The sequence below is a fragment of the Flavobacterium sp. I3-2 genome, from assembly GCF_013389595.1.
Classification (GTDB): domain Bacteria; phylum Bacteroidota; class Bacteroidia; order Flavobacteriales; family Flavobacteriaceae; genus Flavobacterium.
Genome location: NZ_CP058306.1, coordinates 1,039,798 through 1,058,747 on the forward strand (window position 1 = coordinate 1,039,798; position 18,950 = coordinate 1,058,747).

General features: G+C 30.5%; 15 protein-coding genes and 1 riboswitch. Of the genes, 7 read left to right on the top strand and 8 right to left on the bottom strand.

Annotation, left to right across the window (positions count from 1 at the left end):
* Positions 1-98 precede the first annotated feature (98 nt).
* The 6 genes from hflX to HW119_RS04975 all read left to right on the top strand — a co-directional run bounded on the left by hflX (position 99) and on the right by HW119_RS04975 (position 7,854).
* On the top strand, positions 99-1,334 hold the full coding sequence (gene hflX, locus HW119_RS04950; RefSeq protein ID WP_177761743.1) for a GTPase HflX: 1,236 nt from the start codon (positions 99-101) through the stop codon (positions 1,332-1,334).
* 231 nt (positions 1,335-1,565) lie between these two features.
* Complete coding sequence (gene asnA / locus HW119_RS04955) at positions 1,566-2,567, top strand: aspartate--ammonia ligase (RefSeq protein ID WP_177761744.1); 1,002 nt, start codon at positions 1,566-1,568, stop codon at positions 2,565-2,567.
* A 219-nt stretch (positions 2,568-2,786) separates the two neighbouring features.
* The gene (locus HW119_RS04960; RefSeq protein WP_177761745.1) at positions 2,787-3,452 is read left to right on the top strand and encodes a hypothetical protein; all 666 of its coding nucleotides are present in this window, start codon (positions 2,787-2,789) and stop codon (positions 3,450-3,452) included.
* Positions 3,453-3,458: 6 nt separating this feature from the next.
* The gene (locus HW119_RS04965; protein ID WP_177761746.1) at positions 3,459-5,126 is read left to right on the top strand and encodes a hypothetical protein; all 1,668 of its coding nucleotides are present in this window, start codon (positions 3,459-3,461) and stop codon (positions 5,124-5,126) included.
* 10 nt (positions 5,127-5,136) lie between these two features.
* A complete protein-coding gene (locus tag HW119_RS04970) occupies positions 5,137-5,787 on the top strand; it encodes a hypothetical protein (protein ID WP_177761747.1) in 651 nt (216 codons plus the stop codon).
* Positions 5,788-6,048: 261 nt separating this feature from the next.
* Positions 6,049-7,854: a T9SS type A sorting domain-containing protein gene (locus HW119_RS04975; RefSeq protein WP_177761748.1), complete on the top strand. Its 1,806-nt coding sequence runs from the start codon at positions 6,049-6,051 to the stop codon at positions 7,852-7,854.
* A gap of 82 nt (positions 7,855-7,936) precedes the next feature.
* Here the strand turns inward: HW119_RS04975 and HW119_RS04980 are convergent, their stop codons facing one another.
* From HW119_RS04980 to HW119_RS05010, 7 genes are all read right to left on the bottom strand, one after another.
* The gene (locus tag HW119_RS04980; protein WP_177761749.1) at positions 7,937-10,510 is read right to left on the bottom strand and encodes a choice-of-anchor L domain-containing protein; all 2,574 of its coding nucleotides are present in this window, start codon (positions 10,508-10,510) and stop codon (positions 7,937-7,939) included.
* On the bottom strand, positions 10,459-12,477 hold the full coding sequence (locus HW119_RS04985; RefSeq protein ID WP_177761750.1) for a choice-of-anchor J domain-containing protein: 2,019 nt from the start codon (positions 12,475-12,477) through the stop codon (positions 10,459-10,461). Before HW119_RS04985 ends, HW119_RS04980 begins: the two co-directional genes overlap by 52 nt.
* Before the next feature lie 218 nt (positions 12,478-12,695).
* On the bottom strand, positions 12,696-13,553 hold the full coding sequence (locus HW119_RS04990) for a DUF3078 domain-containing protein (RefSeq protein ID WP_177761751.1): 858 nt from the start codon (positions 13,551-13,553) through the stop codon (positions 12,696-12,698).
* 48 nt (positions 13,554-13,601) lie between these two features.
* A complete protein-coding gene (locus HW119_RS04995; RefSeq protein WP_177761752.1) occupies positions 13,602-14,108 on the bottom strand; it encodes a DUF2480 family protein in 507 nt (168 codons plus the stop codon).
* A gap of 11 nt (positions 14,109-14,119) precedes the next feature.
* Positions 14,120-14,440, bottom strand: coding sequence for an iron-sulfur cluster assembly protein (locus tag HW119_RS05000; protein ID WP_177761753.1), 321 nt, complete (start codon positions 14,438-14,440; stop codon positions 14,120-14,122).
* A 1-nt stretch (position 14,441) separates the two neighbouring features.
* On the bottom strand, positions 14,442-14,858 hold the full coding sequence (locus tag HW119_RS05005; RefSeq protein WP_177761754.1) for a SufE family protein: 417 nt from the start codon (positions 14,856-14,858) through the stop codon (positions 14,442-14,444).
* Positions 14,859-14,870: 12 nt separating this feature from the next.
* Positions 14,871-16,085: an aminotransferase class V-fold PLP-dependent enzyme gene (locus HW119_RS05010; protein WP_177761755.1), complete on the bottom strand. Its 1,215-nt coding sequence runs from the start codon at positions 16,083-16,085 to the stop codon at positions 14,871-14,873.
* Positions 16,086-16,235: 150 nt separating this feature from the next.
* A riboswitch (TPP riboswitch) is annotated at positions 16,236-16,341 on the top strand.
* Between the two features lie 20 nt (positions 16,342-16,361).
* On the opposite strand from HW119_RS05010, the gene pnuC reads away from it, so the two are divergent.
* The gene (pnuC, locus tag HW119_RS05015) at positions 16,362-16,946 is read left to right on the top strand and encodes a nicotinamide riboside transporter PnuC (protein WP_177761756.1); all 585 of its coding nucleotides are present in this window, start codon (positions 16,362-16,364) and stop codon (positions 16,944-16,946) included.
* Between the two features lie 37 nt (positions 16,947-16,983).
* Here the strand turns inward: pnuC and HW119_RS05020 are convergent, their stop codons facing one another.
* Positions 16,984-18,945 carry an OmpA family protein gene (locus HW119_RS05020; RefSeq protein ID WP_177761757.1) on the bottom strand — a complete coding sequence of 654 codons (1,962 nt, stop codon included), beginning with the start codon at positions 18,943-18,945 and terminating at the stop codon, positions 16,984-16,986.
* Positions 18,946-18,950: the final 5 nt, after the last annotated feature.

Consider the following 18,950-nt stretch of genomic DNA (forward strand, 5'->3'; position numbering starts at 1 on the left):
TTTCACTTCTTTTAAATAATAATTAACAATTTAATTAAAAAAATAAAATCTAAAATTTAAATTGTATTTTTGCATCATCAAGATCTATTCAAAACTATATGTTAGATAAAGAAATAATTAGTTACGAAAAAGCAGTTTTGGTTGGTATCATTACTCAAAACCAATCTGAAGATAAACTAAACGAATATTTAGACGAATTACAATTCTTAACATTCACTGCAGGTGGTGAAGTTGTCAAACGTTTTAAGCAAAAAATGGACAAACCAAATCCAAAAACTTTTGTCGGAACCGGAAAACTTGAAGAAATTGAATTATTTGTTACAGAAAATAAAATAGACACCGTTATTTTTGACGATGAACTTACTCCTGCTCAACAAAAAAATCTATCAAAAATATTGGAAGCAAAGGTTTTAGACCGAACCAATTTAATTTTGGACATTTTTGCTCAACGCGCAGAAACTTCATATGCAAGAACTCAAGTTGAATTAGCTCAATTTCAATATTTACTTCCTAGATTAACCGGTATGTGGACTCACCTTGAACGTCAACGAGGTGGAATTGGTATGCGTGGACCTGGAGAAACAGAAATTGAAACCGACCGTCGTATTGTTCGTGATCGCATCGCTTTACTTAAAGAAAAATTAAGAACCATTGACAAGCAAATGGCTATTCAACGTGGAAATCGAGGTGCTTTAGTTCGTGTTGCTTTGGTTGGTTATACCAATGTTGGAAAATCGACTTTGATGAATGCTGTCGGAAAAAGTGAAGTTTTTGTTGAAGATAAACTATTCGCAACATTAGACACTACGGTTAGAAAAGTGGTCATTAAAAACCTTCCTTTTTTGTTAACCGACACTGTAGGATTTATTAGAAAGCTTCCAACACAATTGGTTGAATCGTTTAAAAGTACTCTGGATGAAGTTCGAGAAGCCGATTTATTACTTCACGTGGTTGATATATCACATCCTGAATTTGAAGACCATATCGAATCGGTAAATCAAATTTTAAAAGAAATCAAAAGTGATGATAAGCCTACGATTATGATTTTTAATAAAATCGACAAATACAAAGCCGAACATTTTGATGAAGAAGATTTAATGATTGAACGTTCAACAAAACATTATTCTATTGAAGAATGGAAAAATACATGGATGAATAAAGTTGGTGAAAATAATGCCATTTTTATTTCAGCAACAGAGAAAGAAAACTTCGAAGAATTTAGACATAAAGTTTACGATGCGGTCAGAGAAATTCATTTAACACGTTTCCCTTACAATAACTTTTTGTATCCAGAATATCAAGATGCTTTTGACAAAGAAGATGAAGTTGAATAAATTTAACAAAAATTAAAGTTTACTCTAAGTATTAAATACTTAATTTTATCAGATTAAAATTCAAAAAAAATCAAATGATTTTAACAATTAACAATAATTTCAATTTCAATAATTCGAATAATCCTATTCGGAAGGGAAGTTATTGCTTATAATTAAAATTATATTTTAAACATATTATCAAGTAAAGGCTTCTCTGTTGAGAAGCCTTTTTTATTATAAAAAATTTCAATCATGTGTAGAATTCAATTAGAAAACGAACAAAAAATCGCATTCGTAAAAAAAACATTTTCGCATTTACTTTGCGAAAAATTAAACTTGATTCCCATTTCTTCGCCATTAATGGTATTAGATGGTTTGGGAATCAATGACGATTTAAATGGTATTGAGCGTCCAGTTCGATTTCCGATTAAATCAATGAACGACAAACAAGCCGTAATTGTGCATTCATTAGCAAAATGGAAACGCATTCGGCTAAAAGAATACGAAATAAAACAAGAAGAAGGAATTTTAACTAACATGAGTGCTTTACGTCCTGATGAAGATTATTCTCCAATTCATTCCATTTTTGTTGACCAATGGGATTGGGAAATCCGCATGAATAAAACAAACAGAACAATAAGTTATTTAAAAGAAAATGTTCTGAAAATTTATGAAAGTATTTTAGAAACTGAAAAAATCATTTCTGAAAAATACACTGAGATTAAACCTATTTTACCTCAGCAAATAACATTTATTCATACCGAAGAATTATTACAATTATTTCCAAATCAAACCGCAAAAGAACGCGAGCATTTAATCACAGAAAAACATGGAGCAGTTTTCTTAATTGGAATTGGCGCGAAATTAAGTTCAGGTCAATTACATGATGGTCGAGCAGCTGATTATGATGATTGGAGCACAGAAACAGAATTAGGCAAAGGTTTAAATGGAGATTTATTAGTTTGGAATCCTGTATTAAAACAAAGTTTTGAACTTTCGTCTATGGGAATTCGCGTTGATAAAATGGCATTACATCGTCAATTAATCGAAAGAGAACAAGAAGATAAACTTTCACTTAGCTATCATCAAATGATTATGAATGACGAAATTCCGTTGAGCGTTGGTGGCGGAATTGGGCAATCTCGTTTGTGTATGTTTCTTTTAAGGAAACAGCACATCGGTGAAGTTCAAGTAAGTTTATGGGATGATAAAATCGTTAAAGAACAACTTGATAAGAAAATCATCATGTTGTAAACTAAAAAATTGAAATACATAATTGTTTAATATTAAAAACTTTAAACTTTTCTCAAAAACTTTATTATATATTATAAAGTAAAATCAATTTTCGCAACAAACTTGCAAATATTAAAAAAAATAATCATTAATAATACTTTATGAAAAAAAACACATAATATCTATAAAAATTTAGATTTTTTTTATATAAATTGCATAAAATTTACAAAATTTCATATTATGAAAAAATATGCATTTTCACTTTTTTTAATTGGTATAAATTCAATTTATGCTCAAGTAGGTATCAACATCACAAATCCGAGAGTCACACTAGATATAGCTACAAAATCTACTGACTCTAATTCACCTGAAGGATTAATAGCACCTAATTTAACAAGAGCAGAAATTATATCAAAAAACAACGCGTATGGATTAAATCAAAAAGGAGCATTTGTGTATATAAAAGAAATTAATGACACTGACGTACTTGATACAAAAACGGCAAAAATTATTAGCACTGGATATTATTATTTTGATGGGGCAATATGGAGAAGATTAAGTTATAACACCGAACAAATATATCTACCATCATTTAATTTACCATTACCTGATGTATCTGAAACAATTCGCACATATGATCTTTACAATAAAGTATATAAAAAACAATTTGTAAAACCTTTAGCAACAGCTCCTGCTTCTGAACAAACATTTATTAGTAGTAATCCCACTCTTACACAGGTTCCAGATTTTTATAGAGCTGATCAATTAGATTATGTTGTGACATATTATGATACAACAGTACTTAAAGAAGTTACTATTTCTGCGACTGGTGTATTAAGCTATAAGGTTCTTAATACGAATCCAACAAGCAGTTCATTCATCAATATCGTTTTGGTTGTAAAATAAACATATATGTTAAAAAGATTATCCATTTTATTAGTATTAACATCGCTTAGTGCTAAAGCTCAAATACAAAACTACAACTGGAATTTTGGAAACAATCAAGGTTTTAGTTGGAAGAATTCAGAACGAAAAACTCTAACAGGAATGTATGGAATTCCAAACGAAACTCTTTACGATTTACCCGTTTATCAAGTTGGTTCCGTAATAAAAACTTTAGAAGGATGTTTTACAATTTCTGATTATAATGGCGATCTAGTTATGTATTCAGATGGAAAAACCTTGTGGGATAAAAACAACATACAACTTACTAATGGAAGTGGATTATCTGGAGATGCTTCATCTGCCCAATCTGGAACCATTGTACCTTATCCACATAGTTATGATAAATTCCTTGTCTTATCACTCGGAAAAGAAAGTCAAAATAATTTAGCTTTTAGTGTTGTGGAAAAAAACGCAACGGATCCTTTAATTTATGAAGTAAAAAGCACAGCTAAAAATATTTATCTAACAGGTCACAGTGGTTTGTTAGGAGAAACAGTAACTGCAGGACGACATAGTAACAAAAATGACATTTGGGTATTGGCTGTTGGTAGAGGGAACGGAACAACTCCGACTAATACAACAGGGCATCCTTATTTAAATGTTTGGAAACTTTCAGATGATTCACCAACCAACAACTCAATCAACTGGACATTCACCACTGCTTTAGATTTAGGAAACCAAGGTGTAATAGGAAATGCACAACCCAATGGATACATTAGATTCACTAATGATAGTAAACATTTTGTTTGGGCGAATTTTGGATTTGGAGGAAATATTGCTAATGGTGGGGTTCCATTTATTTGTTATGGTGATTTTAATAATACAACTGGAGCAATTAGTAATGTAAGAATAAAAAGAGGAATTCAAGAAGACTCTTCAAATGGCTACGGCGTAGAGTTTACAAATGACAATAAATATTTATACATAACATTTTCTCCACCTGATATACCAGGAAATCAATCAAGTGCACTTTTAGTTTTTAATTTTAATGACTTATTAGCAGCAAATACGGCAACAGAAATAGCAAATATTACACCAATAAAAAAAATCGTTACTCCGCCATCTGATGTAATTTCTTCAGGGAATGCATTCTTTGGAGCCATACAAACAGGTCCAGATGGGAGAATGTACATAGCAAGTCCTGCAAAAAAAGAGGTATTTGTTATAGACAATCCTAAAGATCCCGTTAATTTACGGATGTATAAGCTGCCAAACCCTATTAATGGTTCAGGAGGAACAGGATCTTATGACAGATATGGATCATATTGGGGTTTACCTAATTTTGCAGTTCCCTGGTATAATACAGCTATTGAGATACCACAAGTACCAAATTCTATTTGTGTTGACAAAGAAATGCCTTTTAACTTGTACATAATAGACGGCCATGGCTTTGACAAAGTCGTAAAAATGGAAGTAGATTACGGAGACGGATCTCAAACTAAAGAATATACAGGATCTGCAATAGCACCAGGCTTAAAAAACGAATCACACACTTACAAAACAATTGGTGAATTTAAAATAAAAATTAATTCTTATGACATCAATAACGAAATAGTAAACACTACTGTTAAAACGATCTACATTAATTCATGCGTTTTGAAAGCTAATCCGTATTTAAGAGGTGAAATTGAATAAAACTTTTCTTATGTTAAAAAAAATTATCTTATTTGCGTTTTTTACGTGTGGTAAAATTTGCAATGCCCAAGTTGGATTTAATACAACAGATTCAAAAGCTACTGTTCAAATTAAAGAATTAAATTCGTCAATTTTCGCAGATGGAATAATTGCACCCCACCTTTCGAGATCTGAATTAACTTCAAAAGATGATGTTTATACACCGAATCATAAATCAACTTTAGTTTATATAACAAGTATAGACGGAACAGTTAGTTCAAAAACAGAACACGTCAATCGAATCGGATATTATGTATTTAATGGAAATCAATGGAAAGCGGCAGAAGAACGAATTAAATTTTTCATGTTACCTGCATTTACCCTTAAGCTTGATCCAAATGCATCTACAACAACTGGTTTAACCTTTGATATTTATAACGATGTTTACAAAAAACAATTAACAAAGCAAGGTGGTGGCGTTTTTTCATCTAATAACATAAACTTAGAATCAACTCTTAATGAAATTTATGACGCTGACGAATTAGATTATGTAATCACCTATTTTGATACTGAAGTTCTAGAAAATATTACAATCTCTACAAATGGAGTTATGACTTATGATGTCAAAAACTTCGACTTAAGCTTAAATTCATTTATTAATATTGTATTAGTCATAAAATAACACAAAAACTCTTAGAAAAAACAGAAATCGCTTCAAAAAAACTTCTTTGATCAAAGAAGTTTTTTATACATATAAGTTTCTTTGATAAAAATTATGATCTAAAAAACTTATTGAATCTTTAACAAATAAATCCCACAAGACATATTCATCAAAAAAACATTTTCTAAAAACATTTTACAATAAAAAACAATGTAAACATAAAAAATAACAATAAAAATGTATATTAGACAACTATCAAACTATAAACATTAAAACTTAATTATGAAACATTTTTATTTTATTGTCTTTTTTCTCTCAATACAAACTTTTCAGGCACAAACCATCCGTTATGTCAAATCTGGTGCAACCGGGACTGGTATTTCTTGGAACAATGCATCTGGCGACTTACAAGCCATGATTAATCAATCTAATTCTGGAGACAAAATTTATGTAGCAGAAGGAACTTACAAACCGCAAATTAAAGCTGGCGAAACAGTTTATGAATGGTTAACCAATAATCCTAAAGGGCCAACGGATGACAAGGCTAAAGCATTTGTACTGAAAAATGGAATTGAAATTTATGGAGGATTTTCTGCAACAACACCAACAACGAATTTAGATTTAAGAAATTTTGAAACAAACGAAACCATTTTATCAACAGATATTAATAATGACGATACCGGACATGCAAATCTAGCAACTTATGCAGATAATTATTATCATGTGGTTATTGTTTCCGGATTAACATCCGAAACAAAACTTGACGGTTTTACGATTAGAGGTGGCACATCCAATCAAGTATCAAACAACGATTACATTTCTGTTAACAATCAAGAAGTCAAACAAAGTTGTGGTGGAGGAATTACATTTGTGAATTCTACTGCAACAATTAAAAACATCAAATTAGAAAAAGTTGGAAGACCTATTTTTGTTATTAACTCAACTGTAGAAATGAATAATCTTTCAATCAAGAATGGATTTGGTGAATTTGAAGTAGAAAATTCAAATTTAAATATTGAAAATTTAGAATATTCTAACAATAAAGGGCATTTATACTGCAGACCAGTATCAAACATGCCTGCCACAAACATAAATATAAGAAATGCTGTTTTCTCAGAAAACATTAGTGGACCTGCGGTTTTACGCATGCCTAATGACTTAAACACAAATTTATTTGTTAATATAGACAGAGCCAAATTTATTGGAAATCAATCTACTTCTTATGCAATCATTCAGAATAACGGAGGTAATTTAACTTTATCAAATACAGTTGCAACAGGGAATACAAGTGTTAATCAATCAGGTTTTTTAACAATTACTCCACGTTCACAAAACTTAGTTAACACCATTGACCTTATTAATTGTACTATTGTTAGCAATAAAAACAATTCTAGTTGGCATTCAGAATCTGGTGCAATAAGTGGCAGCGGTAGTGTAAATACACATATTCGAATTAGAAACTCTATCATCACAAAAAATAAAAAAGCAGAAGAATATGTCAGCTTAAAGGATCTAATAACTAATCCAAATCTTTCTATAGCCAATAGTATTATTGACGGAATCTATAATGAAGATAACACTTGGAATACAACCATGGGAGTTGATTTGGGAGGAAACTTAAATGCAATTCCAATTTTCGCTAATTTCATTCCAATTGAAACAAATCCATTTGCAGATGGTGACTTTAGCTTAGTAGAAGATAGTCCAGGAATTGGAGCAGGAAATAGTAGTATTTACACAACTATCTTAAATCCAGATTTTATTTTAGATGTCGACGGAAATCCGAGATTTACAGGAACTTCTATTGATATGGGAGCTTTTGAATTTATTGATACTGCGAATAATAAAAACTTCAATAAACTAAATTTAAAAATATATCCAAATCCAACTTCTGATTTTGTTACTGTAGAAGGTTTAGATTTTGAAGCAAAATATTTTATTTATGATTTAAATGGTAAAATTTTGCAATCGGATTCAAATATCAACAACAATGAAAACATATCGCTTTACAACTATACATCAGGTATCTATATTTTAAAAATCGAAAATAAAGAAGGTGTTTATCTTCAGAAAATTATAAAGAAATAATACAAAAAAAAATCCCTAAGAATAACTTACAGTTTAAATGTAAGAAACATTCTTAGGGATTTTAGATTTCAATAATTTGTTATTATTTACCTTCTCTTACCAATTGAACCCAACCTGTAAAAGTTTCAAAAGGAGTTACAATTTTATAGAAATAAGTTCCCGAAGGCAATTCTTTTCCTCCTCTATCTTGACCAGACCATTGATTTGTATAACCTTTTCCATGACTATAAACCTCAACACCATATCGATTGAAAATTGATATTTTTTCTACATTATAGAAAGATAAATCAAAATTATCATTCAAATTATCATTGTTAGGAGAAATTCCTTTTGGTACAGAACACGCTTTTACTTTGACATTAAAATCTGATTCATCTGCACAAGATTGATTATTTGAAAAAATATAAATCTTATATTCTCCTTGACCCAAGATTTGACCTGGTTGATATTGATTTCCTTGACCGTTTGCAAGCGAATGATAAGTCATATTTGCTGGTAAATCAGGAAGTTTAAAATGAGTACAAACTTCAACATCATTAAAATCAGGAGCTTTAACGGTTTCAGTAACATCTATTTTAAAATTTAAAATCTCAACACAACTTGTCAATTGATTAATTATTTTTACAAAAATCTGTGGATTATTGGTATAATCATAATTCTGGAAATTATTTATTTTATTAATACCGTTTTGAGAATCTTGTAACGAATTATAATATTCAACTGTAAAATCTTGAGGATTCAATACATTAAAAATTGTAATTTCGTTTATTGTTAAATCTACAATTGGGCTATCGCTTTTACAGACTTGAATGTCCTTAGGAATTCCCAAATCATCTTTGAATGAAGGATAAATTTCTACTACAATTTCATCAATAATTTTACATTCAGAATCTAAAAAAGTAGCTTCGATACGATAAGTTCCAGATTCTTCAACCAATAAACTTGTTGTGTTTTGACCTGAAATTTCATCGTCATTTTTAAACCATTTTATACTAAAATTCTGTGTGTCAATTTGCGCTTGTAAAAGATGAGTTTGACCAGCGCATAAGGCATTATTCGTTTCGATCGTTAGATCAGAACCTAAATCAACATTACCAATATCAAAACTACCACCCAATAAAAACACAGCAGAATCCATAGCACTATCATCTCTATCTGCAATGACCATTTTTATATGATAAGAAGTGCCAGGAACAACAGTAGCTTGTGCCGTCATTGGAACGGTATGTCCTTTAAAATTAATAGGCGCAGCAAGTGGATTCAATCCATTATAATTTGGATCAAAACATTTATCAAAATAAATTTCGTTATCGCTAGGACATAATGGTATATTTGTTTCAGAATCTATTGGAGAATGCAATTCGTTTCGAATAGTTGTAACCGAAATTGGCGCATTAGACCCAGGAACTAAAGCTAGATTGGTCGTTATATTTGTATTCAAATCTGTTAAGAAAAAAGCAAATGCATCTGAATAATTACATTGAAATTGACCATATTCATTTGATGCAAAAATAAAATCAAAAGAAAAATTAGGATGAGTAGGTATAAAATCAAATTCTAAAACCGTAGCATCATTGTAAGTATTTACAATCAAACCTTGATTTTGCATATAATCTAACAAATCATCATCACCTACCCAAGATCCACCTGACTCTAAAGTATTACTTGCCGGTCCTGCAACGGCAGAAAAATCTCCAGTTGAAAGTACAATTCCCTCTGCAAAAGCAAATGATGAATTATTTTTATTAAAATAAGAAATACCATTTCCTTCATCAAAATTTGTTCCAGTACGCCAAGTTATGTTTGATACTAAACAAGGATTTCCAACCAACACATCTTTTACTAACTCATCTATAGTATAATCAGATTCGCTTACATACAAAGGTGAATCAGGCGTTATTACACAAGCTTCATAAGTCAATTGTGTATTCATTTCACTTGAATACACTTTGAAAAGATATTGTTGATCAGGCACTAAATTTTCTAAAACTATAGATGAATTTCCGCCTCCAGATGGATTTTGACTACAAGCTACTTGCGTAAGATTTCCATCACAATCACCAGAATACACAACAATATAAACATCTTCAAAAACTGATGACATATTAACCAATCTGATCATATGTGTACTTCCGACAGCATTGAAATTATACCATACATCTCTAACTTCAATATCACTAGAGCATACATCACCTAAATTTGATGCCGTTGCCCCTATTAATGTTCCTGTTACACTTTCAACACATTCAATTCCAGGGTTTACTGGAACGTTCGTTGAATTTACGCATTCATTATTCGAAATCAAGGTCATTCCTTGAGAAATATAAGACCAATTACTCACTTGATTTGACGAACAATTAGCACGAACATAAATGTTGTAAAAACTTCCAGAATTTAGATTTGGAATTGTAAATGGTTTTGAAGCCGTATTATAAATTGTAATTCCAGTTAAATCATCTGGCAAAGTATTAGGAGCAGGAATTGCAATTACATCCCAAGAATTAGTTGTACCAAACTGAACCCAATCTAGTGTAATCGAATTTTCTGTAGTACTAATTGCAGTAACGTCATAAGGTTCGGGACAAGAAGGAACGGGTTCAATAATTATATTATCGATATATATATATTGGCTTGTACAACATTTGGTACGTGCCATCCTATTAAAAGATTGCCAGAAGTGACAGGTAAATAAACCGTCTTTTCTAGATATTGTAAATTTGAATAATTCTCTTGAGGTACTAAAGTTTGATTAAAACTAGAAATTTCTGTATCAGTTGTAGACATTTTAACTTCAAATGGCTGATAATTATCTCCGAAAAAATCAACTTTATAATTATATTTCAATCGATATTGACCATTTACTATAAAACGTGGAGAAATTAACCAATCATCATTTGTAGGATCTTCATTCCAAGTGTAAGCTTGCAATATAGCAACTTCGTCACCTTCAAACGGATCAAAGCCAGAGTCTAAATTCCATAAAGCCTCATCATTATTGGCATTAACTATTGTCCAACAACTCTGTGTAGTTGAATCAGAATTAAAACCTTCAAAAAATGGTAAATTAGTATTTAAACAAGCTGTTTTGAATTTTTTAGGTCCACCCCAAGGACTAAAATTTCCATTACCACAAGAAGATCTGATATAAAATTCGTACTCAGTATTCGGTTCTAAATTTTGTCCAGCAGTAATTTGTGTTGCGACAAATGAATTTGAAGAAACTGAAGTTCCCGAAGTTAAAGGCAAACCTGGACTTACCTCTTTCACAAAAACTTCCCAAGAATTGGCATTCGATCCAGGTCCATTTATCCACGATAAAGTTGCAGAATTAGTTAAAATTTGATTTACCGATAAGGAAACTGGAGGTGGACAAAACACTTGTTGAATATTTAAGGTATATTCAAAATCTTGAGGTTCTGCAAAGCTTGAATTTGAAACTAAAATATAATAAGTTGTATTTGCATTTAATGATAAATTATTCAAATATTGACTATCAGTCGTGTTAGAAGTACTTCCTCCAATACAATTAATTCCTATATTATCACAATCATCATAAATAAAAAAACCTGTGTAAGCTTTATTTACAACCATTTCGATATTTACTTCCATCGAAGTAGTTGGTGTAAATGCATAAACTACATCATTACCAAACAAATAATCTGTTGGTTCCCAAATATTTATTATTCCACATCCATTTCCAGGTGAACCCGTATAATTATTTGGATAATTTACAGTATTTTTTGTATCAACAAATGGAAGCGAAAGAATCGAAATTGGAGAATTACAATCACTGCCTAATGGTGCTACTTGAAATTCACTTGAAGCCACCCAGTCAGCATTTAAATTTGAACAAATAGATCTGATATAAACTTTATATACAATTCCTTCATTTAAATTAGAAATCGTATAAGTTGGTGTGTTTGAAGTAAAATTAGCCACTCCAGTAGGTTGATTATTACCTTCTACTAATTCAATTTGGTAAGAATTTGAATTACCTGGATCGGTCCAATTGACTGTAGCTTGATTTATACCAATATTTACTATTTCAATATTTGTAACATTTAAACATTGATTTTCTACACTCACATCATCAACATACCAAACTTTTCCAATTCCAGTATTTTCCATAACAAATGCCAAATAAACATTAGCGTTAGAATATGAAGACAAATCTAATTGCTTTAGATTAAAATTATTATTTGGACTTATAGGATTAGGAGATCCAGTATACGTTTCATTAAAAGTTTCTAGTAACTGAAAATCCGAAAAATTAGTACCTGTTGTAGAAATCATTACTTTTAATACACTATTTCGATTAGGAGCTACAGGCGTAACTTTGCCATAAAATTTTAGTGAAGGATTTGAAAAGCTGTTCAAATTTATTTGAGGAGAAATTAGCCAATCTTGAACAGGATTAGCTACAGTAGCTGTTTCGTTAGCTACAAAAGCTGCAACGGTTGAATTATTTCCTGATGCAGGCGGAGATGAGCTCCAATTTTGTCCAACTCCAATTCCATTATTTGTAACAAGCCAAGTTGATGGAATACCAGAATTGAAATTTTCTTGAAATCCTTGTGAGTAAACACACGTAGAAATCAATAAAAAAAATAAAATCTTTTTCATAAAAAATTCATTATTAAGTGGTTGTAATATTAAAATTAATAAAAATTAATTTAAAAACACAAAATATCTTAGCGAATTTTTCAGAATAAAATTCAAAAAACAAAAAAGTTTAGCAAATTTTACTAAACTTTTTAAAGATTATATTTTTTATTCATCTTTTTTTTAAATAAAATTCAAAGCGCAATTCTTGAATATTTCACAATTTAAATCACTAAAAATTAATTGTGAAAAGCATATTTAAACCCTACTCCTATCGACTGTCTTTGTTGCATTGCTGCAAAGGTTTCGTTATCATAAATAGCTTGATAATTGATATTAGCTGTTATAAATTTGGTCACCTTCATATCAATATTTAATTGATAATCGAAATCGACATTTTTAGTATTTTCAATATAATTTGAATATAAACCTAAAATATTCTCAATCGTAATATTATCTAAAACTTTAAAGCGATAATAAATATAAGCAGCAGCACCAAATTCTAATCGTTGGGTTTCGTTTTGTTCAACGCTAAATGATTTACCATCTTTAGTAAACTTTTCGTGAACAAAAATGAATTTTGTTGATGCAGGTGAGATATTAATTTTTAAATCGTCGTGTTTTTTCCATAAAACTCCAGGTCCTAATTGTAAAAAAATGGGCGATGCAAATTTTGATATCGTTTTAAATTCATTATTTGGGTCATAACCTTTGTCAAACTGTGTTTGAAAATTCATATATGCAGAATACGACCATTCTTTAGAAACCGTTTTTGATACAATTGAATTCAAATCGATACGGTCATCGGTTTTTTTAACCGAACTTTTTTTATTTCTGTTAAAGCCGTAAGTAGCCATAACTTTATTATCCCAAGACCATTTGTTTTTATTGTAATTAAAATCGTAATTGATTTTTGCGTTTACAGTTAAGTTATTTGTTCCGCCAAGTTGCCACTTATCAAAACTGGTTTGACTACCTGTAAGTGAATTAGAACCTGCAATTTTCCAACGTTTTGTCGGAATGCTATCGTTATGAACTTGTGCATTTGAGAAATTAAATCCTACAGCAAATAATAGTAAAAAAAAATACCTACCCATGATAAAGAGATTTATCACAAAGTAAGTATTTTATATATTTATTTCAAATTATTTCTTTTTGAAAATCGGTACTGCCGAACAAGCTTCACCGAACATGATGGAACGTGCAAAGTTCATCATTTTTTGAGTTGCCATTACGTAAGCTTCTTCTGGTATTGGCTTTTTAGAACATCCTTTAATGATTACAGGTTTATTCTCATATCTAGTAAAATCTAAATTAGCGATTACTTCTTCATAAAAAGCTAAATCTAGTTGATGTAAACTACCTTGAACTACTTTTTGAACATGCGGTTGTAAATACGAACTCACCAACATAAACGCCCAAGACGGCAAAATAGCATCTGTAGAACAAGTTAAAGCAACCAATTTGTCTTTATAAATTTGAAAATCGAAATTCTTTAATGAATCACGAAATTCTTTTTCTTTTAGAATAAATCCTGCGTGTAGCCATTGAGAAATATCTAAAATTACACGCTCATTTTTAGGGTAATAATCTTCTAAATCAAAGACCATTAAACTACTTTGAGCAACTTTATTTACAATTTCGTCTGCCATAATTAATTAAATTATAACATTCCTAATTCTAATTTTGCTTCTTCGCTCATTAAATCTTTAGACCAAGGCGGGTCAAAAGTTAATTCAATTTCAACATCTTTTACCATATCAATAGACGAAACTTTTTCTTGAATTTCCATTGGTAAAGTTTCAGCAACTGGGCAATTTGGCGAAGTTAAGGTCATTAAGATTTTTACTTCTCTATTTTCATTTACAAAAACATCGTAAATCAAACCTAATTCGTAAATATCTACTGGTATTTCTGGGTCAAAAATGGTTTTTAAAACCTTTACGATTTTTTCACCCAATTCATGCATATCTATTTCTTCCATTTTATTTTGTTTGAAGCGCTAATGCGTACATTTTAATTTTTTTAATCATTGAAACCAAACCGTTTGCACGAGTTGGAGATAAATGTTCTTTTAAACCAATTTCGTCGATAAAACTCATATCAGCATTTAAAATATCCTCTGCTTTTTGATTCGAGAAAACACGAATTAAAACAGCAATAATTCCTTTGGTTAAAATAGCATCACTATCCGCAGTAAACACAATTTTATCATCTTGCTTTTGAGCATGGACCCAAACTTTAGATTGACATCCTTTAATAATATTATCTTCGGTTTTGTAAGCTTCGTCAATCAACGGAAGGTTTTTTCCTAAATCAATGATGTATTCGTAACGTTGCATCCAATCATCAAACATTGCAAATTCATCAACAATTTCTTCTTGTATTTCTTTAATTGTCATTTTATTTTGAGCTTAAGATAACATGGTTTTCGCCTTTTTTAAAGCTTCGATAAAGATATCAATTTCTTCTTTAGTATTATAAAAAGCAAAAGAAGCGCGAATGGTTCCAGGTATATTAAAATAATTCATAATTGGTTGTGCACAATGGTGACCGGTACGAACTGCAACACCTAGTTTATCGATAATTGCACCTACATCATACGGATGAATTCCTTTGAAATTAAACGAAATTACAGATGCTTTATGTGCTGAAGTTCCGTAAAACTCTATTCCATCAAATTCTTGTAAACGTTGGGTTGCGTAATCTAAAAGTTCTTGTTCGTAAGCTATGATATTTTCAAATCCGATTTGATTCAAATAATCAACAGCAACACCTAAAACAATTCCACCTGCAATATTTGGAGTTCCAGCTTCGAATTTATGAGGTAAACACGCGTAGGTAGTTTTCTCGAAAGTTACTTCTTTAATCATTTCGCCACCACCTTGATACGGAGGTAATTGATTTAACCATTTTTCTTTACCATAAAGAATTCCGGTTCCAGTAGGTCCGCAAATTTTATGACCAGAAAAAACATAAAAATCACAATCTAAAGCTTGAACATCTGGTTTTAAATGTGGCGTTGCTTGAGCACCATCAATTAAAACAGCAGCAAAAACTTCGTGAGCTTTTTCAATAATAAACTCAATTGGATTAATGGTTCCTAAAGCATTTGAAATATGATTAACGGCAACAATTTTTGTGTTCGGAGAAAGTAATTTCACATATTCATCCATTACCAACTCGCCTTTTTCGTTCATTGGAATAACTTTTAAAGTAGCTCCAGAACGTTCGGCAGCAAATTGCCAAGGTACAATGTTAGAATGATGTTCTAAATGTGAAACAATGATTTCATCACCAGGCTTTAAAATCTGACCGAAACCATTTGCCACTAAATTAATTCCGAAAGTTGTACCAGCAGTAAATAAAACTTCGTAGGATTGACGTGCGTTTATATGCTTTTGAATTTTTAAACGAGATTCTTCGTAAGCATCTGTAGCTACTTGACTCAAATGATGTACACCACGGTGAATATTTGCATTGATTTCTTTGTAATACTTTTCAATAGCATCAATTACAACTTGCGGTTTTTGGGCAGTTGCTCCATTATCAAAATACACTAAAGGTTTTCCGTTTACTTCTTGTTTAAGAATAGGAAAATCAGCTCTTATGGATTTAATATCTAACATCGTCTTTAAAAATTTGTACAAAGTTACAACTTGAAATCGTAACCCAATTATTTTTAATACAAAGATAACGTTTCAAACCATTGAAAAATACGAAAAAGACAAATTAATTAAATTCATTCTAAATAGAAATTTAAAATAATTATAGATATTTGCAAAAAAACGGGGTGCTCATTCATGGGCTGAGATGATACCCAAGAACTTGGTTCTACACCTGATTCAGATAATGCTGACGTAGGGAATCTTTTTTATCATCTCCTCATCTTTAAAAACATTAAAATGATGCAGGATATCTTTTCACAAATTTCAATACTTGAATGGATCGGCGTAAGTCTTGCCGTTGTTCAGGTTTTACTTTCAAGGGTAAACAATCCTTTAAATTATTTATTTGGTATTGGTAGTATCATTACAACACTTTTTGTAATGTTTGAAAACAAGCTTTATGCAGAATTCACACTAAATTTATATTATTTAGTGATGAGTATTTATGGTTGGTATTTTTGGAAATTTGGTAAACAAAAACAAGAAACATCCATTTCGTATGCTACAAATAAAGATTACGTTGTAAGCTTTTCCATAGTTGTTTTTACTTTCTGTTTGTTTTATTTTGGATTATTTCACTTTACAGATTCAGATGTTCCAATTTTAGATGCTGTAATTAGTGCATTTGCTTGGGCAGGTATGTGGTTAATGGCAAAGCGAAAAATTGAAAATTGGATTTTTTTAAACATCAGTAACGCGATTGCAATACCGTTAATGATTCATAAAGAATTATACTTGTATGCGATTTTAAGTTTGATTTTATTTATCGTTGCAACTTCTGGATATTTTAAATGGAAAACTTTAATAAAAAAGACCAACTAAAACAGTTGGTCTTTTCTTAAATATTAAAATTTATTTTTTATAATTGAATTACTTTAAATACGGACCTACGGTTGACTTCGTGTTCAGCATCTGTACATTCTACACCGTTTTTACATTTATTCAAAATATCAGTTTCGCCATAACCTTTGTACGTTACACGAGAAGCCGAAATACCTTGAGAAATAATCCATTCTGCAGTTGATTTTGCTCTACGTTCTGATAATTTCATGTTATAAGCATCATTTCCTCTACTATCTGTATAAGACTGAACATCAATTTTAAGACTCGGCTGCTTTTTCATTACATCAACAATTTTTTGCAATTCAAGTGCAGCATCAGGTCTAATATTCGCTTTATCATATCCAAAATGAATTGGATTTAATTTCAAAGTATCATATAAATTGTCTCCAACTTTTATTTCAGGTTCTTGTTTTATACTTTCTAAAACTACAATAACTTCCGTTACGCCAGTTTCATCAGCTACAATTACTACTTCTTCTTTCGATAAATATCCATTTTTTTCAACCTTAATCCGATAGGTTTCTCCGCATTCAAAATCGGTTTTGAATTCATAAAAGCCTTTACTCATTGAAGTTGAAGTTGCTTTAGCGCCATTATCTTTATCGAACAAACTTAAACTAGCATCTGATATAGTATTACGAATTTTACTATCAAGTACAACCACCCTAAGTTCTTGAATACATTCTAAATCCAAAGGGCGAAGTTCATGAAAACCGTAAATATCATCTAAACCAACACCACCTTCACGGTTACTAGAAAAATAACCTTTTTTAGAATTTTTATCGATGATGTAAGCAAAGTCATCAGCATTACTATTCACAGGAGCTCCAATATTTTGAACTCTAGAAAACTTACCGTTAGATTTAATTTTAGTTGCGTAAACATCTAAACCTCCTAAACCTTCACGAGCATCAGATGAAAAATACAATTCGTTATCAGATGTAACAAAAGGAAACGTTTCACGACCATCTGTATTGATATCAGACCCTAAATTTTCAGGAATTCCAAAACCATTAGATGTAATTGAAACTCTCCAAATATCAGATTCTCCAAAACCTCCAGGTCTATCTGAAACAAAATACATCATATTTTCGTTAGCATTAAGAACTGGATGTGCAGAACTATATTGATTACTATTAAATGGAAGTTCTGTAATATTAGTCCATTTACCATTAACTAATTCTGCTCGATAAATTTTTAATAAAGTAGTTAATTCAGAATCTATTCCTCGTTTTCCTTTATTATAATTATTTCGAGTAAAGTACATTGTTTGACCATCTTTAGTAATAATTGGAGTAGATTCATTGTATTTTGTATCTACCTTACTACTATATTTTTTTGGTTTACTTAATGAACCGTCTTCTGCTAAATCAGTCGAATAAATTTTTGTAAATGCATCTCCTGTCCAAGTGAATACTCTTTTGGTAAAATTACCTGTATCTCTTGAAGAGGTAAACAATAATTTATTGTCGTAAATACTCGTTCCATAATCTGAATAAGGCGAATTAATTGTAAGATTTTCTATTGAAAATCGTCCAGAATTTTTCTGAATTTCTAATTTTTTGTCTCTTTCATTATTAATTAATTTAGAACGCGTTGAATTAGTGTTCTTTTCAGCGAATTTTTTGAAAAATTTTTCTGCATTCAAATCATCACCAACATTCATTAATGTTTGAGCAAATCGATAATCGTATTCAGATTCAATTTCTTTTTCATCAAAATCATTGAACAATTTACTATACCAAAGGTAAGCTACCGGATAATTACCATTAAAATAATAGCTGTTTCCTGTATTTTTTAACACTTCTGCATTAGCATACCCTTGAGAAACTATTTTCTCGTAGTAATCTTTAGCTGTGTTATATTCTAACCTTTCATATGCTGTATTGGCCGTTTGCAAACCTGCTTGAGCCTTAACCGTGGTATTTCCTAAAAACAAAGCTGATACCAAGGTTAATAATGTTAATCCTTTTTTCATAATCT